The sequence below is a fragment of the Pseudomonas sp. GXM4 genome (assembly GCF_008923895.1).
Lineage (GTDB): Bacteria > Pseudomonadota > Gammaproteobacteria > Pseudomonadales > Pseudomonadaceae > Aquipseudomonas > Aquipseudomonas atacamensis.
On the sequence record NZ_WBRZ01000075.1, the window covers coordinates 1 to 21,272 of the forward strand.

At 58.3% G+C, this 21,272-nt stretch carries 26 protein-coding genes; 4 read left to right on the forward strand and 22 right to left on the reverse strand.

Going from position 1 to position 21,272, the window contains the following annotated elements:
- The first annotated feature begins 276 nt into the window (after nucleotides 1–276).
- The gene (locus F8N49_RS12095) at nucleotides 277–579 is read left to right on the forward strand and encodes a hypothetical protein (RefSeq protein WP_151551551.1); all 303 of its coding nucleotides are present in this window, start codon (nucleotides 277–279) and stop codon (nucleotides 577–579) included.
- A gap of 54 nt (nucleotides 580–633) precedes the next feature.
- Here the strand turns inward: F8N49_RS12095 and F8N49_RS12100 are convergent, their stop codons facing one another.
- The 22 genes from F8N49_RS12100 to F8N49_RS12200 all read right to left on the reverse strand — a co-directional run bounded on the left by F8N49_RS12100 (nucleotide 634) and on the right by F8N49_RS12200 (nucleotide 17,368).
- Nucleotides 634–1,485 (reverse strand): DNA cytosine methyltransferase, encoded by an 852-nt coding sequence (locus F8N49_RS12100; RefSeq protein WP_071173809.1) that lies wholly within the window; start codon nucleotides 1,483–1,485, stop codon nucleotides 634–636.
- Nucleotides 1,446–1,670, reverse strand: coding sequence for a Com family DNA-binding transcriptional regulator (locus F8N49_RS12105; RefSeq protein WP_083387073.1), 225 nt, complete (start codon nucleotides 1,668–1,670; stop codon nucleotides 1,446–1,448). Before F8N49_RS12105 ends, F8N49_RS12100 begins: the two co-directional genes overlap by 40 nt.
- Nucleotides 1,667–2,638, reverse strand: a complete 972-nt coding sequence (locus tag F8N49_RS12110) for a hypothetical protein (RefSeq protein WP_071173808.1) — start codon at nucleotides 2,636–2,638, stop codon at nucleotides 1,667–1,669. Before F8N49_RS12110 ends, F8N49_RS12105 begins: the two co-directional genes overlap by 4 nt.
- A complete protein-coding gene (locus tag F8N49_RS12115) occupies nucleotides 2,623–3,312 on the reverse strand; it encodes a hypothetical protein (RefSeq protein WP_071173807.1) in 690 nt (229 codons plus the stop codon). The genes F8N49_RS12110 and F8N49_RS12115 overlap by 16 nt, the downstream gene beginning before the upstream one ends.
- Entirely contained in the window at nucleotides 3,309–3,860 is a 552-nt protein-coding gene (locus F8N49_RS12120) for a DNA-binding protein (RefSeq protein ID WP_071173806.1), read from the reverse strand. The genes F8N49_RS12115 and F8N49_RS12120 overlap by 4 nt, the downstream gene beginning before the upstream one ends.
- Nucleotides 3,857–4,708 carry a hypothetical protein gene (locus F8N49_RS12125; protein WP_071173805.1) on the reverse strand — a complete coding sequence of 284 codons (852 nt, stop codon included), beginning with the start codon at nucleotides 4,706–4,708 and terminating at the stop codon, nucleotides 3,857–3,859. Before F8N49_RS12125 ends, F8N49_RS12120 begins: the two co-directional genes overlap by 4 nt.
- Nucleotides 4,705–5,421, reverse strand: coding sequence for a hypothetical protein (locus F8N49_RS12130; RefSeq protein WP_071173804.1), 717 nt, complete (start codon nucleotides 5,419–5,421; stop codon nucleotides 4,705–4,707). Before F8N49_RS12130 ends, F8N49_RS12125 begins: the two co-directional genes overlap by 4 nt.
- A gap of 9 nt (nucleotides 5,422–5,430) precedes the next feature.
- The gene (locus tag F8N49_RS12135; protein ID WP_151551553.1) at nucleotides 5,431–7,089 is read right to left on the reverse strand and encodes a phage tail protein; all 1,659 of its coding nucleotides are present in this window, start codon (nucleotides 7,087–7,089) and stop codon (nucleotides 5,431–5,433) included.
- Between the two features lie 8 nt (nucleotides 7,090–7,097).
- Nucleotides 7,098–7,622 (reverse strand): phage tail protein, encoded by a 525-nt coding sequence (locus F8N49_RS12140; RefSeq protein ID WP_071173802.1) that lies wholly within the window; start codon nucleotides 7,620–7,622, stop codon nucleotides 7,098–7,100.
- Nucleotides 7,615–8,790, reverse strand: a complete 1,176-nt coding sequence (locus F8N49_RS12145) for a baseplate J/gp47 family protein (protein ID WP_151551555.1) — start codon at nucleotides 8,788–8,790, stop codon at nucleotides 7,615–7,617. The genes F8N49_RS12140 and F8N49_RS12145 overlap by 8 nt, the downstream gene beginning before the upstream one ends.
- A complete protein-coding gene (locus F8N49_RS12150) occupies nucleotides 8,787–9,104 on the reverse strand; it encodes a DUF2590 family protein (RefSeq protein ID WP_071173800.1) in 318 nt (105 codons plus the stop codon). Before F8N49_RS12150 ends, F8N49_RS12145 begins: the two co-directional genes overlap by 4 nt.
- Complete coding sequence (locus F8N49_RS12155) at nucleotides 9,101–11,056, reverse strand: phage tail tape measure protein (protein ID WP_151551557.1); 1,956 nt, start codon at nucleotides 11,054–11,056, stop codon at nucleotides 9,101–9,103. Before F8N49_RS12155 ends, F8N49_RS12150 begins: the two co-directional genes overlap by 4 nt.
- 15 nt (nucleotides 11,057–11,071) lie before the next feature.
- On the reverse strand, nucleotides 11,072–11,215 hold the full coding sequence (locus F8N49_RS27905; protein ID WP_177180909.1) for a hypothetical protein: 144 nt from the start codon (nucleotides 11,213–11,215) through the stop codon (nucleotides 11,072–11,074).
- 20 nt (nucleotides 11,216–11,235) lie between these two features.
- Entirely contained in the window at nucleotides 11,236–11,520 is a 285-nt protein-coding gene (locus F8N49_RS12160; protein WP_071173798.1) for a putative phage tail assembly chaperone, read from the reverse strand.
- 39 nt (nucleotides 11,521–11,559) lie between these two features.
- Nucleotides 11,560–12,009 (reverse strand): phage protein, encoded by a 450-nt coding sequence (locus F8N49_RS12165; RefSeq protein WP_071173797.1) that lies wholly within the window; start codon nucleotides 12,007–12,009, stop codon nucleotides 11,560–11,562.
- A gap of 2 nt (nucleotides 12,010–12,011) precedes the next feature.
- The gene (locus F8N49_RS12170) at nucleotides 12,012–13,127 is read right to left on the reverse strand and encodes a DUF2586 domain-containing protein (protein WP_071173796.1); all 1,116 of its coding nucleotides are present in this window, start codon (nucleotides 13,125–13,127) and stop codon (nucleotides 12,012–12,014) included.
- A 13-nt stretch (nucleotides 13,128–13,140) separates the two neighbouring features.
- Nucleotides 13,141–13,797 carry a hypothetical protein gene (locus F8N49_RS12175; RefSeq protein WP_071173795.1) on the reverse strand — a complete coding sequence of 219 codons (657 nt, stop codon included), beginning with the start codon at nucleotides 13,795–13,797 and terminating at the stop codon, nucleotides 13,141–13,143.
- On the reverse strand, nucleotides 13,778–14,230 hold the full coding sequence (locus tag F8N49_RS12180) for a phage tail protein (RefSeq protein WP_071173794.1): 453 nt from the start codon (nucleotides 14,228–14,230) through the stop codon (nucleotides 13,778–13,780). The genes F8N49_RS12175 and F8N49_RS12180 overlap by 20 nt, the downstream gene beginning before the upstream one ends.
- Entirely contained in the window at nucleotides 14,231–14,692 is a 462-nt protein-coding gene (locus tag F8N49_RS12185) for a head completion/stabilization protein (RefSeq protein ID WP_071173793.1), read from the reverse strand. It abuts the gene before it with no gap.
- Nucleotides 14,693–14,790: 98 nt separating this feature from the next.
- Nucleotides 14,791–15,480 (reverse strand): phage terminase small subunit, encoded by a 690-nt coding sequence (gene gpM, locus F8N49_RS12190; protein WP_071173792.1) that lies wholly within the window; start codon nucleotides 15,478–15,480, stop codon nucleotides 14,791–14,793.
- Nucleotides 15,477–16,523, reverse strand: coding sequence for a phage major capsid protein, P2 family (locus F8N49_RS12195; protein ID WP_071173791.1), 1,047 nt, complete (start codon nucleotides 16,521–16,523; stop codon nucleotides 15,477–15,479). The genes gpM and F8N49_RS12195 overlap by 4 nt, the downstream gene beginning before the upstream one ends.
- Nucleotides 16,523–17,368 carry a GPO family capsid scaffolding protein gene (locus F8N49_RS12200; protein WP_071173790.1) on the reverse strand — a complete coding sequence of 282 codons (846 nt, stop codon included), beginning with the start codon at nucleotides 17,366–17,368 and terminating at the stop codon, nucleotides 16,523–16,525. Before F8N49_RS12200 ends, F8N49_RS12195 begins: the two co-directional genes overlap by 1 nt.
- Before the next feature lie 161 nt (nucleotides 17,369–17,529).
- On the opposite strand from F8N49_RS12200, the gene F8N49_RS12205 reads away from it, so the two are divergent.
- The 3 genes from F8N49_RS12205 to F8N49_RS12215 form a co-directional block, all read left to right on the forward strand.
- Nucleotides 17,530–19,563 carry a terminase large subunit domain-containing protein gene (locus F8N49_RS12205; RefSeq protein ID WP_151551559.1) on the forward strand — a complete coding sequence of 678 codons (2,034 nt, stop codon included), beginning with the start codon at nucleotides 17,530–17,532 and terminating at the stop codon, nucleotides 19,561–19,563.
- Complete coding sequence (locus F8N49_RS28310) at nucleotides 19,460–20,317, forward strand: phage portal protein (protein WP_256675431.1); 858 nt, start codon at nucleotides 19,460–19,462, stop codon at nucleotides 20,315–20,317. Before F8N49_RS12205 ends, F8N49_RS28310 begins: the two co-directional genes overlap by 104 nt.
- Before the next feature lie 240 nt (nucleotides 20,318–20,557).
- Nucleotides 20,558–21,272, forward strand: a 715-nt coding sequence (locus tag F8N49_RS12215) for a hypothetical protein (protein ID WP_151551563.1), incomplete at its 3' end; no start/stop codon positions are given.

Sequence of the window (21,272 nt, forward strand, 5' to 3'; positions counted from 1 at the left end):
TGGCGGTCGCTTAATTTTCTATATACAGAGAGCCAATGTTCTATATACAGAGCAGAACTTCTATTTTTGATGTTCGGTGGATACAATCAAAACCGATTCTGAAGCTCAGACGTGACCATTTCCTACGGAAAACTCTAGGGATCAGACAATTTACTCCGATTTTCCTCCGCACAAATCAACTCTGCACAGCTAACCGCAGGAACAGTCCTACAGATTCCGAAGGGTCATTTTTGCTAAAAAATACCCTCCTACGGCACGGTGCCCTAGGCACAAGAAATGGATTTTCTGATGGCCTACGTCCTCTCGTTTGAAGTGCATAAATGCTACGAAATTCGCTTTGCCTCGGTAGGCGACGCGATGGTCTGTTACGACGAAACCTACCGATTAATTGGCCCGTGGCTCGGCAGGCACAGGGCCAGCGCGGGGTTGCGTTGCACGGTGACGGGGAGGGTTGTTCAGTTGTATCCAGGTATCACAGCATTGGACGTTGGCCGCGATCTGGGAGCGGCCATTCAGTGGCCATCGGTGGATGCGCGTGTCATTCAACTATGGGTTAGACAACGGCTCGGCAAACCTTAAGAGTCACGCTGAGCATGCGCGTTGCGGGTGTTTGCTGGCAACGCGCGCTTGGGTTTACTTCTCGTTAATCAACTTCTCTGCAATCCACTGCGCGATCTGCGTAACAACGGCGTTTCCGGCACTGAAAGCCTCTGCAAGGTTGGCCGCATCCAGTCCGAGGCAAAACCCATCATCTTCAGCCGCTCGCTGCCGCTCAACCATCTGATCCCATCCGTTCGGGTGAGCGACGAAAGTGGTGCAGCCCATAGCGATTTGGGAGCCGGCTTTGTTTGCCAATAAAGTATTGGCAGCCCAGGCATCCGCTGGGCGTGGCCAGGGCTGCGATTGAGACGCTGGAGGTACTGCGTCCACTGGCGCGGCGTCAGCCAGGAACTCGAAGGGGGGCATGCGTCTAAAACCTGCGACCAGGAATATGCGGCGACGTTGCTGGGGGACTCCGAAATATTGAGCATTAAGCACTCGCCAAAATCCCACATACCCGCAGTCCGCAAGGGCCCGGATGACTGTTTCAAAGTCTTGGCTACCGTTGACAGCGAGCAGGTTAACGACGTTCTCAAGCACCACCCAGCGAGGTTGTGTCTCTTTGAGGATGCGTATGACTTCCCAAAACAATCCGCTGCGTTCGCCGCGTAGCCCGCGGGTGTCTCGGTTGCTTTCTCGGCAGCCGGCGATGCTGATGTCCTGGCACGGGAAGCCGGCCGTGAGGACGTCGACGCTGCTGAGGTTGTGAGCGCCGCAGTGGCGCACATCTTCGTATTGGGTGGCGTGTGGAAATCGATCGGCAAGCACAGCCCGGTTGATGGGGTTGAGTTCGACTTGCCAGGCGCTGCGGTATCCCGCGTTTTCAAATCCGACATCAAAGCCTCCTACGCCTGCGAACAGGCTGCCAAGGGTGGGTTGCGGCATTCATGAACTCGTTGTTCTGGATGCTCGCGGCACGCTGGGGGGAGGCTCGGGGCCTTCAGGTGGTTGAATGTCCGGCAGCGCGGGCACTTGATCTGTAATTCGGTAAAGCCGCTGGCAGCGGCGAGTTTGCGGCAGCAACTGCCGCAGCGGATGTCTTGCACGGTGTCATCCTTGATGGGGTTCATTCAGTTAAAGGGGCCAGCTCTGTATAGAGCGCAGCGGCGGACTCGGCGTGGGCGACAAATTGAGCCGTGTTGAGAGGGGGCTGTTTGGGTGCGTGCGTATGACCGGCAATGGCTGTGCTCATCGCTTCCACCAGATTAATCAGGTCACAGAGTACGGTGAGTACATTGGTGGTTTCCGAGCCTAGCCAAGTCGTTGGTGCTTCGAAACGTTGAGCCACCGCGGCGATGCTCTGGCGCGCGCCGTGGATCCGCTCCTGCATGTCACCGGTAACCGTAGTGGTGTGCTTTTGCTCAACCACCACGTTCAGGTCATGACCGGTGGTGACGTGCAGATCACCGAGGGCGGCCATGCTGGCCGATCCCCCGGACAGGAGTTTGAGCGCGCCCAGTGCTTCAAGCGTTTTGATGCCCCCGACTGATTCGGTGCTGTGCTCGTCGACATCAACGGTGTTCATTTGATAGCGCTCGGCGTTGCTCGTGGCTTGTACAAGGCGCTCGGTGGATTGGTCGGTGATGTTGGCGTCGGTCTGGCGTAGCCAGTTGCCGTCGGCGTCGGCGCGTTGCTGCACCGCGTCACTGTGTTGCCACACCAGATCGCCCTTGGGCACGCGGGGCAGGCTCAGGCCGTGAGGCAGGATCTGCGAAATAAAAGGTTTGTCTGGCATCCCATAGGCGAAGTTGACCACCACGTGGGTGCCCTCTGCCGGGAAGGCGTAGAAACCCATGGCATCGCCGCCGCCCATCACCGGTAACGCGACTCCCAAGAGGGGCGGCAGGAGCGGATCTGGCTCGCCGTCATGGGCAAGCACTTGCAGATCCACGGCGTAACGCGGGCGGAAGTCATCGCAAAGGCCGGCGTCACTCGGTGGGTCTGCTACCGCTATCACTTGGGCGAACCGGGGCAGGTGATAAGCGCCGACTAACTCCGGGAAGCGCCGTTCGACGATGCGGGTTACGACTTCTTCCACTTGAGCACCATTTTCGTGTCGGCCAGCGTCACCGAGGTGATTCGGCCTTGATCGATCAGTGCGCCGGGGCGCACCCCGGGCAGTGCGGCGACTTCAGCGCTCTGGTTCCCCAGGTGTGCGCCGAACAGTTCGGCCGGCAGTTGCAGCGCCGGGCGTGTACCCCAATAGCTGTCGGCCCAACTGCCAACGTATACGTCGCCGTCGCCCTGTTGGTGCCAGATGAAGTCGGGGATGCTGAACACCCTGCCCAAGCTATCGAGTGCCTGAACGCCGGTGCCCAGCGAGTAAAAGTAAGGCACTCGCACCTTGGCGTAGCCGGTGGCCGGCAGGCGAAAGCGCAGGCACGATGAACGGGTGATCTCGGACAGCACTGCGGGTAGATCGACATGGCGCAATCCCAAAGGCAATGAACGGCTCAGCGTCGCGGTCAGCTCGCGGCAGAACAACACTTGCTCCAGGCCATTGGCGGCTGTGCATTGCTCGATGTACCCCAGAAAGTGGCGTTGTAGCGGCTTGTCGTTGTAGCCGATATCCAGGCACACCAGACCGCGCTGGGCGGTGGCCGATTTGATTCGGAAACTGGCTCGGCCAGGTGTGTGCAGATCCAGCCGGACCTCATCACTGACCACTTCAAACGGTTGGCCGTTGATGGTTAGCACTTTGTGCAATTTCATTGGGGAGGCCCCAAATAATCGTCGACGCGCTTGAGGATGCTCTCGAACCCGGACAACTCGGGTGACTGGGTTTCGGTGTCCGGCACCGGCGTGGCTGTTGGGTCGGTCACTCGTCCCCCGGTTCCCGTTTGCTGGTGAACCTTATTGCCAGGCCGGCGTGTTTCAACGCGCTCAGGGTTGGAGAGTTTTTCTGTGAGAGTGAACTGCACCCGCCAGGCGGAAAGGTTGTCATCTTCCTTTGCACTGAGGGTGTCGCTGAATTGCACCTGACGTACGCCGAACGCCTCGGCCGTGTCGTTGACCAATCGATACACCCTGGGCTGCCCGCCGCCGGCAGTGGTTTCGGCCAGACGCATGATTTCCGCCAAGTGAACCCGATCGCGATAGGGGATCGTCAGCGAGACAGTCAGCGCCTTGGGTTTGAAGCCTTGATGTGATCGGTCGGTGTTGCTGGTCTGGCCAGACATGTCACCACTTTCGATGCGCAGATTGGCGGTGACTTTGAGTGATTTGCCGTTGACCTTCTGGCCGTCGAGTAGCAGCGTCATAGCCCCACCAGTTCCTGAACGAAGCGCAGGCCTTCTTGTGGCCCGACCAGCATCATGCCGGCACACAACACCCATTCATGCCCCGGCGCAGCCTCGTCCAACAGCTGTCGGCGCCAGTGCTCGGCGGTGCTTGGCTTGAGGAGACGGGCGACCATGGTGTAACCCTGGTCCGGCTTGGCCAGATGTTCTTTGATCTCGCTCAGTTGTCGATCCAAAGCTTTGCGTCGTTCGGCTTTGCGATCGGCAATGGCGCGTAGGTCCTGAAGCGGCGAGCGGTTTGTGGTCATGCTTTCGAGCGTGGACAAATGCCCGGACAGCGCTTTTTGTGTGGCTTTGATGAACGGGCAGCGTTCCAGTGACAGGCTGCCCCAACGCGGAAGTGAGCCGGCACGCGCCTTAATCCACTTTTGAGCCTCAAGCTCGGATAGATGCCGGGCGCGTTTTTCGGTCCGCACAAGCTCGGGTAGGGGAAGCAATGCGTTGAGGCCAGCCAAACCATCGGCTAGGTGCTCGTATCGGGTCGACAGGAACAGCACGACCAATGCGTGCTGATCATGACCGACTGCTGGAAGGCCTGCACCGCCCAATAACGTGTCTGCAAGATGCTGGACGAGATTGGGGGCGGATAAAGATCGTTGATAGCCTCGGCCCTGACCGACACCTGGCTGGAACGGCGTCACCGCCAAGCACGCCAGCTTCTGGCCTAACTGATCTTGCATCGCTGCACGGCCGCGCTTTACGAGTTCGTGCGTCACGTTATTGACCGGCTCGCCAGACTGAATAGGCAGGTCGCTCAACCATCCTGTCGCTTGCACGGGCCAGCGCAGCGTCACCGGTGCCCACGTCACGCTGGCGGACTCCACTCGATGGCTTGCAGGGCGCTGAGGTCTTTTGCATTCAACGCGTTGTCCAGCAACTTTTTGAGCTCTTGTGACTGCTGCAAGGCGCGTTGTTGAAAGACCACCAAATGCTGGCCGAGCAAATGCAGCTGTGGCGCGGTGTGTTCGCGAAATACTTTTTCGAGAGGGGGTGAAGTGGTGTTATGGCAGGGATAGAGCGCTTCACGTTCGCTGAGTATTAACCCGGTTAAGTTCACCCGATCTTCAAGGGTGCTGTCGTATCGGTGATGTTCGCCCAGCGCATCGGATTCAAATCCTGACTCGATGTATAGGGCGCAGCCGGCGTCGAGTGCGTCGAGTTTTTGCGGGTAGAACTTGGCCAGCAGCGTGTCCAGATCATCCACCCATTGGCCGTCTTTCCAGATCTGGTTGAGTCCCGGCGTTTTCATGGTATAGCCGTTGGGGACTGAGCCAGGGCCGGTCAGGGTCAGGGGGGCGCGAGTACGAATGTTGTAGACGATCAGCCCTTCGAAGTAGTCGAGCAGTTGCCAGGCGCTACCCGTCCAATAGGCTCTTTTGAATTCCGGGGCTTGTGGCGGTGGCACTTCCACGCAGCCGCCGGGAATTAAAAATACCCCCGGCTCGAGCGGCGATTCATCAGCTTCTGTCTCGCCGACGTACAATCCCAGGTGGTCGGTCTGATAAACGATTTTTGCAGTCATTGCTCACTCTCAGTATTTGATGCAGACCAGCAAGGCCTGGTTAACCGGGCGCGACTCATCGCCTCCAGCGGCGTGCACGGTAATGGCGTGGTTGTGCCCACCGGCCACACCGATGTGCACAGCGTGGCTATGCAAACCCGCGTGACCAATACCGACGTTGTGAGCGTGGGCGCCTGCGGCTGAGGTACTGTCGGCGCTGCCGCGGTGAACACCGCCGGGATTGCCGCCGCCGCGACCGTCTTCTTCGCCACGACCAAGGTCGATGGTGTGACTGTGATGCCCTTGTGAATCCGTCCATGCGCTGTGCGCGTGGTTGCCTTGGGCATCTGTAGACGCGCTGTGGATATGGTCACCGACCGCAGATGCGACGGCGGTGTGGCTGTGGGAAAGGTTTTGAGTTTGCTGAAAAGTGCCCAACCCGCGATTTGGGTCTCGCCCAGCGCCGTCGTCCAACGCTCGAATGAACAGACCTCGGCTGTCGCCGATATTGAAGGTGGTTCGACCATTGCCTGCACCGTGACGGGTGCCCAAAACTGCAAAGAGGTCGGAGTACGTGTGGCGCGACACGTTCGCGCCATTACGCTTGAGCCAGCCTTTAGGCGCGTTATGCATGTCGAACGCGGCCACCATTCCGACAAAGGATTTTTGAATGTCAGCTTCAAGAATCGTTAGGGCTTTGGTTGTGGGGAGGATGTCGCTGTCGTTTTCCCAAGGATCATCGCTGACGGCATTGGGGATTTGATCCAGCTCAACATCTTCTTTGGTGGTGCCTCTGGCGCGAAGGTCATAGTAGTCACCATTACGCGCAGCGAAGTGAGTGATCAGTGGCTCATCAATGACTTCGGTGGTTCGTCGTTCATGGATCGTGCCGGTGCCGGACAGGCTGGCAATAGGTATCAAGTAGTGTTGGGCTCCGGCGCTGTCTCGATAATCCTGTAGATCCTCTCCCCATTGGACAGACACGTTTGCCGTGACGCTGTTGTCTTGGCGCATCATTGCCACGTCCACCCACACGTTGGCCGCCGACGTCGGTGGTGTGATGGGTATACGTTTGGTCAACTCGACTCGGATGCCTTCGATGAAGGCTAATCCCGGCATGAGTTCGTATCCGCCCCACACCTTGACGATTCGCAGGCCGTTACTGAAAAAGAAAGCACGGCCGAATAAATCGCGGTTGGCCAAGCGTTCGCGCTCATCAATCTCGTGCAAGCGAAAGGTAAAGTCGTGCTGCCAAGTGCTGGCGTCGATAGTCACATTGGTCAGCGCTTTGGCCCCGTCGAACTGCAGCATCAGGTTGCGCGTTACGTTGTTGCCGATCTGATGTGGGGGGACGTTCTTGCGCTTTTGTTGCAAGGGCACGTAAGCGACCATCAACAGCACATCTTCTTCGGTTTCCAGACCGATCCAGTTCCAGTCAAAGTCCCCTATGTCGCTGCCCATCATCAGGCTGTAGACCACCTGGTTGGGGTTCACAAAACCTTTCTGTGTATAGCGTTGAACGTGAACGATTTGCTCGGTCGGGGGCTTCGGTGCATCACGGTCCACGGGCGCGTCGGGATCGAGGTCAGGTACACATCCGATAACGAAACGCTCCACCTTCAGGACTTGGTGAGCGGCTTGTTTTTCGGCGATCAACCGTTCGCCGGCGGTAGTGATACTGGCAGCCATTGAGTCTCCTAAAGGCTGGCAATCAGCGTTTGCTGATCGTCATTGAAATCGACCATGGCCACCTGCAGGCTCACGGGGGTGATGGTCACGAAGTCATAGCGCCGACAGGTGCGGCCATACTGTTGAACAATCACGCGTAGCAGGTCGGGATTGTCCGAGAGCTGCGAGTCACTGAGATTGAGCTGCACGATGTCCCAGTCTCGACCCGGCAAGCGTTCCTCGATCTCGACATAGCCGATGCCGAGACGCCGCAGTATTCGCACCAGTCCGGCGGTCGAGCCGGCATCCACTGAATTGATAAAGGCGAACTTCACTCGTAGCCGGTACAGGTGTTCGGGTTCGCCGCGAAACCGGGTGATGTCGCGCTGCCAGGCGATCAAGTTCAGTAGGGCGACGGGGCAGTGTTCGGGGTCCAATTGCAGTAAAGGCCAATGCGACCATTGCTCAACCTTTTCCCACCACGACTGTGCGGTGGCTTTGAGCTTTGTCAGTTCTGCACCTCCCAGCCAAAACGGCAATTTGAGCTTAAGCATCGAGGATCACCCTCAGCCGTTTGATACGCGGGATATTCAGCTCTGACAGGATGTCGCTGTCGCTGAACGCAAGCGATTCGATGCCCGGAAACTGTGCGTGCAACTCTTCACCTAAGCGGCTAAAGGAAAAGCGCGACTGGGGATAGGTCAGGGTCGGTCGGTAGTCATTTGGCGTGCTTTCGCGGAACGCGGCACGGATGAACTGCTCGACTTGGGTTTTCAGCTTGGAACGTTGTTCGCTGCTCAGGTGGGGTAGGGGCCACAGGGTGAGTTCGATGGTATATCGGACTTCGGGCATGACTTTGACCAGCAGGTCGTCACCGTGGCCATGGTTGCCGTTGTCGCGGATATGGGCATTGATCTGCTGTAGGTAGTCGTCGGCCGGTACACCCGCTTCGAACAAAACGTAGGCGTTGGCGCTGCCGGGACCGCGCGGGGCACCGTGCTCGAAGTACACGCCATCGGGACGCACGCCCGGGAAGGACGCGATCATGGCGCGGTACACGGCGTCGGTGTGGTACTGATTCACGGCCGAGAACTGGTTGCGCACTCGTAGACGTAATTGGTCGTTGGGCTCGCGATCGGCGCCGGGTTGCGTCAACCAATGGGCGGCGTTGACCACTTGGACGATGCCATGGACGGGGACCGGCAAAATGGCGTAATACCCGGGTGCCAGGTTGTAGCCACTACCGGCCTCGGTGGCTTCTACCGGAATGGAGAGCTGCAATTGACCTTCATCGAACTGCGCCGCACTCGTGGTTTTGAGTTCGTAGATCCGGCCGTTGATGGCGGGTGATTGCACACGGGTACCGACCGGTACCTGCAATGCGCCCGTGGTTGTGGTGCGGGTGAATAATAGTAGGCCCGTTGCGTGGGTGGAGGGTTTACGCTCGACGTTGACGGCCCATGCCAGCAGGTCCAGCCAGCCGTCGACGGCGGTTTTGACGAAGAAGTTCGGCAATACCGTGTCAACGATGAACTGAAGTACCCACAGCACCGGTTGGGTCACCAATGCGCTGATGATCCGCCAGAAAGGCGAGTAGGCGCTGGTGTTGGTGAGCGTGCAGCCTTTTGCAGCGGCTTCCTTTTCCCAAGCTTTGACTAACTCGGCTTCGGTAGTCGGAATGCCTGCGGCGCGCAACGCTTCTTTGAAATCCGGATCGCTCACACGGTCACCTGCAGCGCGCCATATTTCAGGGTGGTGGCTGTGACGGTGTAGTTTCCGTTGCCCTCCGGGATGACTTGCGCCGTGCCCGGTACCAGGCGCTCGTCGGCTTCCACAAGCAGTTCCAATTGCTGGCGGCAATCGCGCTGGCGCAGGCTGTCGCGCTCGGCGACCAAGGTCACCAGCAGCCCGCTTTCGCGGATCATGTGAGCGATGTCCTGGGCAATGCTGGCGCGCCCGTCAATCAGCAGGGGCTGACGGGATGGGTCCAGCACCAGGTCATTGCCGGCAATCAGCAGATCCACGTATTCACTCATCCGGCCATCACCATCAGGCCTTCCAGTTCGTGACTGGTCAGCGGTTTGCTGGTGTAGATGTGTTGGTTTTCGACGTGGGTGCCTTTGTTGTGTGTGCTGTTGTTCTGCAGGCTGGTCAGCAAACCGCCCGCTGGAACGGCCGCCGCGCGCGATGGCGACAGCGAAGGGATGGCAGCGTTTATGGTTTGCTGGGCGCGACGTGCTGCCTCAAGACTGTCCAGGTTCGGCGTCGTTGGCATCTCGCCAAATTGCGCTTGGATGTCGACGCCGGGAATGGTGTTCAGCAAAGCGATCAGGCGATTGATAGCGCTGTGAAAAATCGCGACGATGCCCTCCCATGCGGCCTTGGCCATGCCCGACCAACCACCGATGGAACCGAACCAATTAGAAAGCGAAGACAGCTGTTCGCTAATCCATCGGAACGCGGCGGTGTCTTGCAGTGCGATCGTCCATTCGTCCCAGTAATAGACGGCGGCGGCGATCACGGCGACCAAGGCCAGAACGCCGAGCACGATCCATGTCAGCGGGTTAGCCCACAGCGCCGTATTGGTCAGCCAGATCGCCGCTTGCCATAGCCACATGGCGGAGGTTGCCGCGCGTAGCCAAATGACCAAAACCGCAATGCGCAGCCACGACAGGGTTGTGGATGCTGCGTTGGCGATAAAGGCGCGGGTGCTGCTCCATGAGGCCTTGCTCAACAGCTTCAACAGTAAAACCACGGGCAGTGCGGCGGTGCGCCAAATGCCGAAGGTCAGTGTCATCAAAGCGACGACAGCGGTGAGGGTAAACACGCCCAGTACTGCCAGGCCGATAACTCGCGTCAGGTTGGGGAACAAGGATGTCCAGCGCACCAGGTGACCGGCGCCTTCAGCCAGTCGCTCCATGATCGGGTTAAGGGTAGGCAGCAGCTTTTGGCCGAACGCGATACGCACCGCTTCAACGGCAAACTCGAATCGCTCCCACGGATCGGCGATGGATTTGGCCATGGCCACGGCTTTATCCATGCCGCTGACGGCGTCCAAGCGCTGGATGCTGTCGGTCAGCGCTGCGGTTTTGGGCAACAGTTGAACGATCAAGCCGATTGCTTGTTTGCTGCCGAATGCCTTGCTCAACTGGTCCAGTTCGACCGCGTCGAGGTCGCCGAACTTCGTGTTGATCTTGTCTAGAATGTCGACCATGGGCAGTAGGCGTCCGTAGCTGTCGGTGAACGCCAGCCCGAGTTGTTCCTGAGCGTTATAGGCACCAGCCAGAAACGCTTTGTATTTGGTGCCGGCCTCGCTGCCGCTCATGGTGGCTTGAAGGGTGCCCAGAATGGCCATCTGTTCGGCGGCTTCGACCCCGGCCGATGCTGCGCTGGCGCCGAGGGCCGAAAAGGCGTTGCTCATGCCCTGGCCGGTGGTCTTGAACATTTGCACAGCGGTGGCGGTACGTCCTACCAGTTGCTCGACCCAAGCGTTTTTGCCCATAGCATCGGCGTCTCTCTCAAAGATGGCGTGCATCGTGCCGACGTAATCGGTCACGGTGGCCGCATCTGCTTTGGTGCCTTTGGCCAGCACGTTGGAGGCAAACGTGAAGTTCGCCAACTGCGCACCGGTCAGGCCAGCAATTGCGCTTTGGATGTCGTAGGCCGAAGTGACAAAGCCAGTCGCGCTTTCACCATAAGCGATTGCGAATTGCAGCGAGCGCTTGTTCAAAAGCTCCAGCGCATCGACGGCAACGCCCAGACTTTCGACTTCCCCCAACGCCGCGTTTTGCCCCAACGCGGGCGCCATCGCTGTTTTCAAGGCGAAGGCCGAGCCGAGCAAACCTGCCACTCCGACGCCCATTTGTTTGATGCTTTTTTGGCCCTGTGTCGCCATGTCACTGAAGCCGGTTTTGACTTTGCTCAAGGGTTGGCTGACGCGATCGATCAGGCTCAAGACAAAATCAAGCTTGCTGACGGTGGGGCTCATGTTGCGGTTCCTTGTTCAACCTTTCCACGCCTTGGCGATGCCGTTGGCCACGGCGATTTCCATGCGTTTCCAATGTTCGTCTTCCAGCCATTTGGCGGTGCCCAGGTTGTCGGCGGTGGGGGCGGCGCCGGGTAGCCAGCGCTCGGTCAGGGCAATCAATTGGCCGAAGCCGTCAGCGCTCAGGCGGTCAGCACGGTCGAGGGCTTTTTTACGATGATTTCAACGTCGGGCGCGTACTCTTCCAGCAGCGTGCCGGCCAGTTGCATGACTGTCACCGGGTTGGCCAGGTGTGGGCGCAGCGCCGGCAAATGGTCGGGCAGGACAGTGGTGGTCAGCAGGTTATTAGACGGTGAGACCTTGTTGTTGGGCGTCACGGCGTTGAAGTATTTGGTGACGTCCTGGGGCGCCAGGATGAAGGTAAAATCTTGCTCGCCCATATTTAGGGTGATGTCTCGACGGGTCATGTGGGCTCCGGTGGTGAGTTGAAAAGTCGTGGCGCGGTATCAGCGCAGGCCATCGATTTCACTGGCATCGAGGTATGGCACGCCGTTGATGCGAATGAAGTCGGGACTGGTGACGTCGTAGGGGATTTTGTGAGTGCTTTTCTCGCCGCCCTTGGGATCGATATCCAGCAGGCTTGAGATCTTCAACTTGCAGCCGAAGGCCTCGACGCGCAGCTCGTCGGTGGCGGTTTTGGCGAAGAACAGCGTGTCGAAGGGGGCGAGTTTTCGGAACGAGCCGGCGCGGCCAGCCGCTTCAATCAGCAGCGCGAGATTGGCGCTGTCGAGTTCAAATTCACCACTGGCGGCGACGTCACCGTCCACGTGTCCATCGGGCACGCCTCGGGTTTGGGCCACGGCGCTGTTGTCAGTAATGTCGAGGGTGGCTTTTTCAATGTGCACCTGCAAATCGCCCAGGTTCACGTCGAAGTTCATGCCGCTGATGCGGGCCATGGTTATTCCTTATCGTCCAGCGACAGATCCAGCGCAATGTTGGCCGTCAAATCTTTAGGGCAGTTGAAAGGGCGAATGCGTAGATAGGCTTGCAGGGTGGTGCGGTTTGGCCAGACCAGGGTAATAGCGTCGTCTGTTGGCGGCTGAATATCGCCGGGGAAGTGCTGACCGGCGAAGGTCACCGAGCGGGACATTTCGCGCAGCGGGCGCATGAGTTTCAGGCACGCGGCAGCCATGCTGGCGGGGGTGTTATTGACCTTGCGGTCGGCCACCATCTGGATCAGCAGGACGCGCACGCGGCGTGCGGCCTTGTCGACGATACGTAGGTGTTCAACCACGGAATAATCACTACCGGGAACGTCCAACAGATTCGCGTCACCCCAGTACACGCCGGGGTAGTCAGGGTACGTTTGGGCAACGGAGAGACGCAGCTTGTCGAGCGCTGCCAGTGTGGAAGAGGGCAAGGGCACATTGTCTTTGTCGGTCGGGGTCGGCCCTAGTCCGATTAGCGCACCGGTTGCCACGCGCATGGGACTGTCGGCGATGCTGACTTGCGCATTGGCCAGGCGGCCGGCCAACACGCCGAGGTCGTTGCCATGCAGTTGTGGCACCACCATCACGCGGGGAGCGGAAACGCTATCGACCAATGGCCGTTGGACTTCGCGGTACTGTGCCCAATCCTGCCCGGGCAGGATGCCAGCGCTGGCAGCCATTACAAACAGGCGGCGGCCGTAGCGGTTGTTCAGGCTGGTGACGGCCTCATGCATGGCCTGCGGCTCAGCGTTGTTGCTGATGGGGGGAGTGATTACAACTGCTTCGACGGCGACACTGCTGGCGTGGGCCATGTCCAGCGCGCTTGTCCATTCGCCTTCGGCACCGATAGGCGAGGCGACACAGGCCCAACGCTCGCCACCGTTGGCGCGGGCGGCGGTGATTTGGGTTTTTAGATCACTGGCCGAGACACCCAGCTCATTGTCCAGATCGCTGCGCGTGTTGAGTGTGAGCAGCTTGCCGACATTTTTCGTCGCCGGGCCGATGAACAGAAAGTAGCGTTCGATCTCGGTCACCGGGCCCTGGCCCAGATTGAGATTGTTGACGCCGACTTGACCTTGAGCCACGGGAATAACCTCGTTAACGGGGTGCGTTGATTGTCTGTTGCAATACGGTTTTGATCAGGTCGCGAATCGTGTGCGCATCGGCTCCCAAGGCGTGCCGAACGGGCAGCCGGATCGTCCAGCGCTGTGGTTTGTGACGCCCTTCGAGGCGCGCCAGGATCAGCCCCGCCTGACCACTGCTAAGGTTCTGCACGATCCAGCTCTGTGTCGGGCGCCGCCAGCGGTGTTGGACGCGCACGCGATAACCGGCCCTCAGCAGCGCCTTGGCTTGCTTGCGTGTAGCTGCTCCAGCGTAAGGCGATGACTGATACAGGCCACGCATGCGAGCGGCGGTCATGACTTGCGAGCGGCCGTGCTGGTGTTCGCTGGCGATGCGTGAAGCGGCGCTGCGTCTCCAACCCACGACGGCGTGGGTGGCTGATGTCTGGGTGCGTCGAAGGGTCTTTGCCACACCGCGCAGCATTCGGCGTTTATGGCCGTCTTTGCGCGGTGCGAAGGCTGAGCGGTCGAGATTGCGTTGGCTGCGTAGACGGCTACGGTTGTGCGCCGCGAACCGGTCGCCGCTCTTGCTCAGCACGCGTCGGCGTTTAGCGGGCGGTAGGGACAACAGTTGCAGGCGTTCGCTCGCGTCGAGCAGGCCGCGAATGTCGAGGCTAAACGTCAGCGCGGTCATGAACGGCTCCGTGTTCAGCCACCCACAAGTCAAACGGCACGAACGCCCAGCGCTTGCCGAAGGCTTCGATCTCTCCGTCTGTGGACTCCACCAAATGTTGCGGCTCGACAAAGTCCAGTTGCAGTTCGATGTCGGTCAGGTCGGCGTCGAGCGGGTCCAAGTCGAACACCGCAGGCGGAAGGTCATGGCAATGACGATGCGGGTCATGGGTTTCCAGCCATGCCCCAACCAATGCCATCAACTTGGTTGGCTCATCGCCGAAGCGCTCGATGACCAACACGGCCCGGTACCGCATGTCGCCCATGTGCAAACCCTGTTCGGTGGGTTTCCAGTACAGCGGCAACGTGACCTGTTCGGCCCAACTGTCGAGCTGTTCGGCGGGCACCGTCAGTCGCTCGGTCAGGTGACGGGTGAGGGCGCGTAATTTATCCATTCAGATCAACTCGGCGGTGACACGGCCACGGCCTTGAATCAGGCGCACGGCTTGTTGGCTGAACGACAGGAATTGTTCGTGGGTTTGCGGGCTTTCTTTGGCGTAGTGTTCGGCGCTCTCGCGGCGATTGATCGTCGCGAACTGGGCGAGCAGAAAAGCCTTGCCGCGGCAGTACACGGCGCGTTTGTAGCTGGCGGCCATGAAGGTGCGTTCCGGTAACAGCATTGGGTCGGCTTTGGCGACGTTGCGGATGCCTGCGGCTTGCCAGTGTGCTTTGTGCCTGGCCAGGTCGAGATTCACTTCGCTCATGGCTTGGGTGATGCCGTCCACGAGCAGCTCCATCAGGTATTCCGCCGGCAGGCGATAACCCTTCTGAAATTCAGCCACGTCCAGATCCGGCCAGAAGCCGTCATTGGTGATCGGGTGAGCGATCAGGGTGGTGGGTTTGCCAGAAAAACTCATGGGCCTGCTCGCAAGAATAAAAGGCGGGGGTGGCTGTTTTTGGTCATTGGCACGAAGCCATGGCCTCGACAGGCCCCCGCTGGGGTGGGTAAGTCTGTTCAGCTGTCAGCGCTTGTTCGGCGCAGTGCTTTGGTGGCGTCTTCGAGGCGCGTTTTTACGCCGATTGCCGGGTAGAGTTCGGCAGCGCGTTCGAAGCGGGCGATGGCTTCGCTCCACTGCTCTTGTTCCATAGCGATGATGCCCAGCAGCTTGTGATAGCGCGCCGGGATCCGCTCGTAGAGCTGCCATTCGCCATCGACGCGGGGCAGCAGTAAGGTCAGGTAGGGTTCCGGGCTGCGCTTGGCTTCGTGCTCGGCCTCGGCCCATTCAATGATGGCGTCGGCCAGAAACGTTGGAATGTCGCGCTTGAAGCGCTCAGGCATCACTTGGCCTTGCTGCATGGCAAAGTCCGCCAACGCCAAGGCCTGCTCGAATTGCTCGGTGTCGAACAACCACACCAGCACCTGCATCAACACCGGGTTGCGATGGTTGAGACCCGAGTCGCGGTAGCGCTGCACATAGTCCAGGTATTTGGGCAAAAGCTCGTCACGTTTGAGGCGTTGGCGGTCGGCCAAGCTGTTGAGGTCTGACAATCGGGCGCAGTCCTCGGCCAGTGCCGTGGTCATCAACGCCAGATGCTTTTGTGCATTGGCGGGGCCGGCCAGCGCGGTGCTTGGGGTGTAGACCTCGACGGTTTCCACCGGGCCTTGCTCGAGCACGCGTTGTTTGTGCATCAGTGCCAAGCTCATGCTTTGACCTCTTCGGGGGCATCGGCCAGCAGTTCCACGTTGGTGGCTTCGATGGCGGCAAATTTGCCCAGTTGTTCGACCACGTAGCCCTCGTTACGGCTGTTGTAATCCTCGGTGCGTGAGCGCTTCGGATTGGCCAACAGGTAACGCCGCCATGAGCTGTCTTGAAAGTAGATCGACAGGTTGTTGAACGAGGTGACCGTCACGCCCTTGGACGGAAAGTGTGGGCAGGTGTAGGAGGGTAGGCCGCCGTAGGTGTCGATCACCTGCGACAGTTCGACCTTTTCTTTTTCGGTCGGTGTATGGCCCTGTTTGGCGTACAGCTTGCCTTTGTCGTGGGCGAGCAGGTCACGGCCGATGATCGCTATCAGGTCATCGCCATCGCGAAACTCTTCGTCGATCATCAACGACACGTCGAAGACCAATGCGTCGAGGTTGGGGTAGTCACCGAGTTGGCCGATGCGAATTTTGCCCGGTGTCTGACCTTGCGCGAGGATCTGCTGTGGCGCTTGCTCACGCACGATTTGCAGCCAGCCTTTGTTGACGTCTTGCAACAGCGGATGGGCGTCGCGGTCGGTGTCGGGTTTGGCCTCGAGGCCGTGCCAGCCGATCATGATCCGATCCAGGCCGATCTGGCGCTGCACGGCAGCGCTGTAGCGTTTGGCGAAGTCTTTGAACTTGGCCCAGGCATCAATGGTGGCGAATCTGAGGGTGACGTCACTGTGGGTGTCGAACAGTTCGTAACCCTTGCCGTCCAAGCCCAGCACGTTGCGCGGTTCTCGGTCTTTGTTGTCGGTGTTGGTGCGTCCGGTCACGGTGCCGTTGACGCCCATCATGACTTTTTCGCCCTTGATCTCGCTGACGCCGATGACGTTGATGCGCTGCAAGAAGGCGGAGCTGAGGGTGATGCGGTCGTTCAGGGTCTGAGCGTGGGTCGGCTCGACGTTGAATTCTTCACTGGCCGACGTGACGCCATACGTGCGGGCAACGCTGGTTTGTAGGGCGTTATAGGTCTGGCGGGCGTGGTCGCTGAGTTGGCTCATCAGTACACGGCCTCCGGTTGTTCGGTGACGGCGCCGGTGATTGGCGGTACGTCTTTGCCTTGGCCTTGATTGAGCGCTGCGTTGAAGTTTTCCGTCAGTTTGTCCAGCGAGCTTTTGAGCGCATTGAACTGGGCGGCCGTGACAACAGCGGCTGCCTCTTTCACCGGTTCCGGCGCAGGCAGCTCATCGGTTTTCTGCGTTGCAAAGTGGGTCGTGCTTTGTTCCAAACGGGTGGCCACGGTGTCGAGCTTGGCCACGGCGGCACTGAAGGCTTCGGCGGTCTTTTGATCCATGTCGGGTGTCTCGCTTTGGGGTGGGGCGGCCTTGCTTCCCAGTTGATTGAACAGGCGAGTGAAGAACGACACGGCTGATTCATCGATCGGGTCGGTGTGGATCAGTTCGCCCAGCGGCTCGTCTGAGGTAAAGCACTGGCCGGTGCCGGCACGCTGGGAAAAGTGCAATTGGGCGGTGCCGAGGCTGGCCGGTTCGTCGGTGACGGCGAGGCCACGCAGGTACGGTTTGCCGGTGTCGGCAAAGTTGGGGTCGATCTCGATGCTGGGGAACAGCTTTTGCGCTTCTTTGTTGAGCTGCAGCAGGCGGTCATTGGGCGAGAGCTTGGCGAACAGGCGCACTTTGCCTTCGTCCAAGTCCTCGGCTTTCAGCGCGCTGACGCTGCCGAAATTGCCCATGTAGCGGATGTGCTCGAACCAGATCACGGCGGTGTAGGTGTCGGGGTTGTAAGCGGCGGCCATGTCTCGCAGCACCTGCGGATCGATGCTGCGGCCGTCGGCGGTTTTTCCGCTGGTGGCGACAGGTTTCCAGTCAGTGGTGAAGTGGCGAGGCATGGGCGAATTGCTCGATTGGCGTTGTGTTGGTGGCCACGATAGGCAACCCGTAACCGGCAAACAAACGGTTCAACTGCGCGAAATTCCTAGATGGACGATCTAGGAATTTTGCGGCATTTAACTGCGGGTTTGAGGGTTTTGGGCTGCATAGACTGCGGCCCATGCCCTATTCGATTGAAGTGCGAGAAACCGCCAAACGCCTCTATCTGCGTCGCTGCAAACCGCGTGAGATTCAGGCCGAGCTGAAGTTGCCGAATGTGCGCATCGTGTATTACTGGATCGCCAAAGGCTGCTGGGACGAACTGCTGACGGATGATGAACCGCTGACGGCAGTGAGCCGGCGGATCACGCTGATTCTGGAAAAGCATGGCACCCTTGGCAAAGCCGAACTGGATGAGCTCGATCGGCTGACAACGCTGCGCGAACGCCTACTGAAACAGTGCGCCAAACCTGCCCGCCCTGAAGAGGCAACGGTGCCGGAACGAGCAGGGCGAAAGAGTGAGCACGACCGGGACGGTCCGAAGAAGCGCAAACCCAAGTCGGTTAAAAACGATATCTCGCAACTGACCGAGGTGGACTTTCTCGAGAAATTCACCAGCAAGTTGTTTGGCTATCAAAAGGAGTTGTTCGCAGCCAAGCAGAACCCGCTGACGCGGCGAATCCGCAACGTGCTGAAATGCCGCCAGTCCGGGCTGACCTACTACTTTGCCGGCGAAGCGTTCATGGATGCGGTGCTGACTGGGGACAATCAGATGTTCCTGTCGGCGAGCCGGGCGCAGTCGGAATTGTTTCGCGGATACATCCTGAAGTTTGCCCGCGAATGGTTTGAGATCGAGCTGACCGGGAACCCGATCACCCTGAGCAATGGCGCTGAACTGCGCTTTATGAGCACAAACAGCAGCACGGCACAGGGGCCGCACGGGCATGTCTACGATGAGTATTTCTGGATCCGTGACTTCGACAAGTTGAGCAGCCTCGCGGGGGCCATGGCGACGCACAAGAAGTGGCGCAAAACTTTCTTTTCCACGCCCAGCGCGGTCAGCCATCAGGCTTATCCTTTTTGGACCGGCGACACCTTCAAACGGGGCCGACACAAGAAAGCCAACCAACCCTTCCCGACTGAGCCTGAGTTGCGCCTAGGCGCACTGTGCCCGGACGGGCAGTGGCGCAAGATCATCACCATTCACGATGCCATTACCGGCGGCTGCAATCTGTTCGACTTGGAGCAATTGCGCCTGGAGAACTCTGATGAGGTGTTCGACCAGCTGTACCTCTGCCAATTCATAGACAGTTCGCAAAGCGCGTTCAGCCTAGCGGACCTGGAGCGCTGTTACTCGGATCTTGCGCTATGGAGCGATTTCAACCCAGACCCGAAAGTGGCAAGGCCTTTCGGGAATTCGCCAGTGTGGGTGGGCTACGACCCGAGCCGCACCCGCGATGATGCGACTTGTGTGGTAGTCGCGCCGCCGCTGGCGCCGGGCGGCAAGTTTCGGATTCTAGAAAAACATTCGTGGCGCGGGCATTCGTTCACGTTTCAGGCCGCCCAGGTCAAGAAAATCTGCGAGCGCTTCAACGTCCATCACATCGGCATCGATGTCACGGGGGTGGGCTACGGCGTGTTCGACCTGGTGCGCGATTTCTACCCACGGGCCACGCCGATCCATTACAGCCTGGAGACCAAAAACATGTTGGTGCTTAAGGCTCAGGACACGATCCAGGCGCGGCGCATTGAGTGGGATGCGGGCTGGAATGACATCGCTGCAGCTTTCCTGACCATCAAACGCGCCGCGACGAACAGCGGCCAGATCACCTACAGCGCCTCACGTACCGATGCAACCGGCCACGCCGACATTGCGTGGGCGGTGATGCATGCGCTGACTAATGAACCACTTAACGTGAACAAGAAGCGGCGTAGCCGCTGGTCAACTCTCGAAGGTACTCATGAGCGAACCCACGCAACAAACCCCGCCGGCATCAGTGGCGCAACGAACCGGACAAAGGATTCGGACATTCAGTTTCGGCGAGCCGGAGTCAGTGCTGGCCGGCCACATGGGCGAATACCTAGGTGTGTTCGCCAGCGACGACGGTCAGATCTACACACCGCCGGTATCGCGCACAGGGCTAGCAAAGCTTCTGCGGGCGAACGCGCACCACGGCACCATCCCGCGTTTCAAGCGCAACCTGCTGCTACGTGATTTCATTCCGTCAGGTGGCTGCAGCGCCCAAACCATGGGCCGCGCTGCGCTGGATTTTATGGTGTTCGGAGAGGGGTATTTCCTGCGTAAGCGCAATGTCCTGGGCCAGGTGTTGGAGCTGGAGCATTTGCCTGCCTTGAACATGCGGCGAAAAGTGGGCGGCGGTTTCGTGATGCTGCTACCGGACGGGAAGCAGCTGCATTTTGACGAGGATGAGGTTGAGCACGTCATGGACTACGACGTCGAGCAAAACATCTATGGCGTCCCGGATTACCTGGGCGGTATGCATGCGCTGCTGCTGAATGAATCTGCGACGTTATTCCGCCGACGGTATTTTAATAACGGTGCGCATGCCGGATTCGTGTTTTATACCAACGACCCGAACCTTTCAGAAGAAGACGAAAAAGCATTGCAGGCGAAGATTGCCGGCAGCAAGGGGGTGGGGAATTTCCGTTCGCTGTTCGTCAATATCCCTGGTGGGAGTGACAAAGCGATTCAGATCATCCCTGTTGGGGATATTTCCACGAAAGATGAATTCGAGCGCATTAAGGACATCACTCGCAATGACGTGATCGCGGCGTGGCGTATGAACCCAGCGCTGGCAGGGGTGATGCCGGACAATGCGGCCGGGTTTGGGGATATTGAGAAGATTGATCGGGTATATATGAATAACGAAATAAAACCAATAAATAAGCTTTTTTTACAAGTGAACACTTGGCTGAGAAATGACCGCTGGATCAATTGGAGAGACTAGCGGGGCAGGGGCCATCACTAGCTATAGTGCTGTGGGGATTTAAACACAAACTTTTGGTCAAGTGCTGTAAAAAACCTAGTGCTGGCGCGAAGTTTAGGATGTAGGTAAGAAAAGGTCTAGATGTTACGCTTTCCACTCAATTGCGAGATTGAGGGCTATCGCTTCGGTGTCACGCTTGAGAGATGATGGTAGTATTGCTGTCGTAGGTTAAATTATAAATAGTATGTGTGGGGGTGTGCCGTGGGGCCTGAAGTTATTATAAGTTACGAGCAGATTGAGCGGTTTCCTGATAAGGTCAAACTCATTTACGCAGAATTTGACAAGGTGATACGCGCAGATTCGGATTTGCACAGATGTTTTAAAGCTTGTGAGGGTGTTATACACAGAAAGAATACTCTGACACTACCTGAGCGCATAGATTTACTACAGGCACAACGTGTGCTCGAAGCCATAATAAACTGCTACAGTATTATTACAGTCGAAGAAAGGTCTGCATTCAAGGGCCTAATTGCACAGATCGAAGCAAATTCGCTTGCCCCTAAAGAGCCAAGTGGGTTTGATGGGCTAAATGCTGTCTTCGAGCTTGAGTATATTCAATATCTTAGGCATCGGAAAGTTAAAGCTAAACTTGGTGAGCCAGATATCGTAGTGTCTACCGATTTTGGTAACTATCATATTGCATGTAAGTCGATAAATTCATTAAAGAATATTAAGCGTAATTTAGAAAAAGCGACGGAGCAGATTGCGGAAAGAGGGTTTGGGTTTGTCGCTTTAAATTTTGAGCCACATCTTTACTATGACGGGGTTTTCACAACTGATGAGCCGCGCGAGGTGATGGAGGCACTCGATAGAAATGCAAGTAGTTTGTATAAACCTTATGAAGGTATGTTTGACGATATGCTCGCCGCTGGCAATTTTGACGGAATCACCATACAGATATGTTGCCTTGCTAATT

What these genes read in the sequence shown, in the direction of transcription:
- F8N49_RS12095 (WP_151551551.1), top strand. Translation starts at nt 277, where the DNA reads ATGGATTTTCTGATGGCCTACGTCCTCTCGTTTGAAGTGCATAAATGC.
- F8N49_RS12100 (WP_071173809.1), bottom strand. Translation starts at nt 1,485, where the DNA reads ATGCCGCAACCCACCCTTGGCAGCCTGTTCGCAGGCGTAGGAGGCTTT.
- F8N49_RS12105 (WP_083387073.1), bottom strand. Translation starts at nt 1,670, where the DNA reads ATGAACCCCATCAAGGATGACACCGTGCAAGACATCCGCTGCGGCAGT.
- F8N49_RS12115 (WP_071173807.1), bottom strand. Translation starts at nt 3,312, where the DNA reads ATGAAATTGCACAAAGTGCTAACCATCAACGGCCAACCGTTTGAAGTG.
- F8N49_RS12120 (WP_071173806.1), bottom strand. Translation starts at nt 3,860, where the DNA reads ATGACGCTGCTACTCGACGGCCAGAAGGTCAACGGCAAATCACTCAAA.
- F8N49_RS12130 (WP_071173804.1), bottom strand. Translation starts at nt 5,421, where the DNA reads ATGACTGCAAAAATCGTTTATCAGACCGACCACCTGGGATTGTACGTC.
- F8N49_RS12135 (WP_151551553.1), bottom strand. Translation starts at nt 7,089, where the DNA reads ATGGCTGCCAGTATCACTACCGCCGGCGAACGGTTGATCGCCGAAAAA.
- F8N49_RS12140 (WP_071173802.1), bottom strand. Translation starts at nt 7,622, where the DNA reads ATGCTTAAGCTCAAATTGCCGTTTTGGCTGGGAGGTGCAGAACTGACA.
- F8N49_RS12150 (WP_071173800.1), bottom strand. Translation starts at nt 9,104, where the DNA reads ATGAGTGAATACGTGGATCTGCTGATTGCCGGCAATGACCTGGTGCTG.
- F8N49_RS12155 (WP_151551557.1), bottom strand. Translation starts at nt 11,056, where the DNA reads ATGAGCCCCACCGTCAGCAAGCTTGATTTTGTCTTGAGCCTGATCGAT.
- F8N49_RS12160 (WP_071173798.1), bottom strand. Translation starts at nt 11,520, where the DNA reads ATGACCCGTCGAGACATCACCCTAAATATGGGCGAGCAAGATTTTACC.
- F8N49_RS12165 (WP_071173797.1), bottom strand. Translation starts at nt 12,009, where the DNA reads ATGGCCCGCATCAGCGGCATGAACTTCGACGTGAACCTGGGCGATTTG.
- F8N49_RS12175 (WP_071173795.1), bottom strand. Translation starts at nt 13,797, where the DNA reads ATGACCGCGCTGACGTTTAGCCTCGACATTCGCGGCCTGCTCGACGCG.
- F8N49_RS12180 (WP_071173794.1), bottom strand. Translation starts at nt 14,230, where the DNA reads ATGGATAAATTACGCGCCCTCACCCGTCACCTGACCGAGCGACTGACG.
- F8N49_RS12185 (WP_071173793.1), bottom strand. Translation starts at nt 14,692, where the DNA reads ATGAGTTTTTCTGGCAAACCCACCACCCTGATCGCTCACCCGATCACC.
- gpM (WP_071173792.1), bottom strand. Translation starts at nt 15,480, where the DNA reads ATGAGCTTGGCACTGATGCACAAACAACGCGTGCTCGAGCAAGGCCCG.
- F8N49_RS12195 (WP_071173791.1), bottom strand. Translation starts at nt 16,523, where the DNA reads ATGAGCCAACTCAGCGACCACGCCCGCCAGACCTATAACGCCCTACAA.
- F8N49_RS12200 (WP_071173790.1), bottom strand. Translation starts at nt 17,368, where the DNA reads ATGCCTCGCCACTTCACCACTGACTGGAAACCTGTCGCCACCAGCGGA.
- F8N49_RS12205 (WP_151551559.1), top strand. Translation starts at nt 17,530, where the DNA reads ATGCCCTATTCGATTGAAGTGCGAGAAACCGCCAAACGCCTCTATCTG.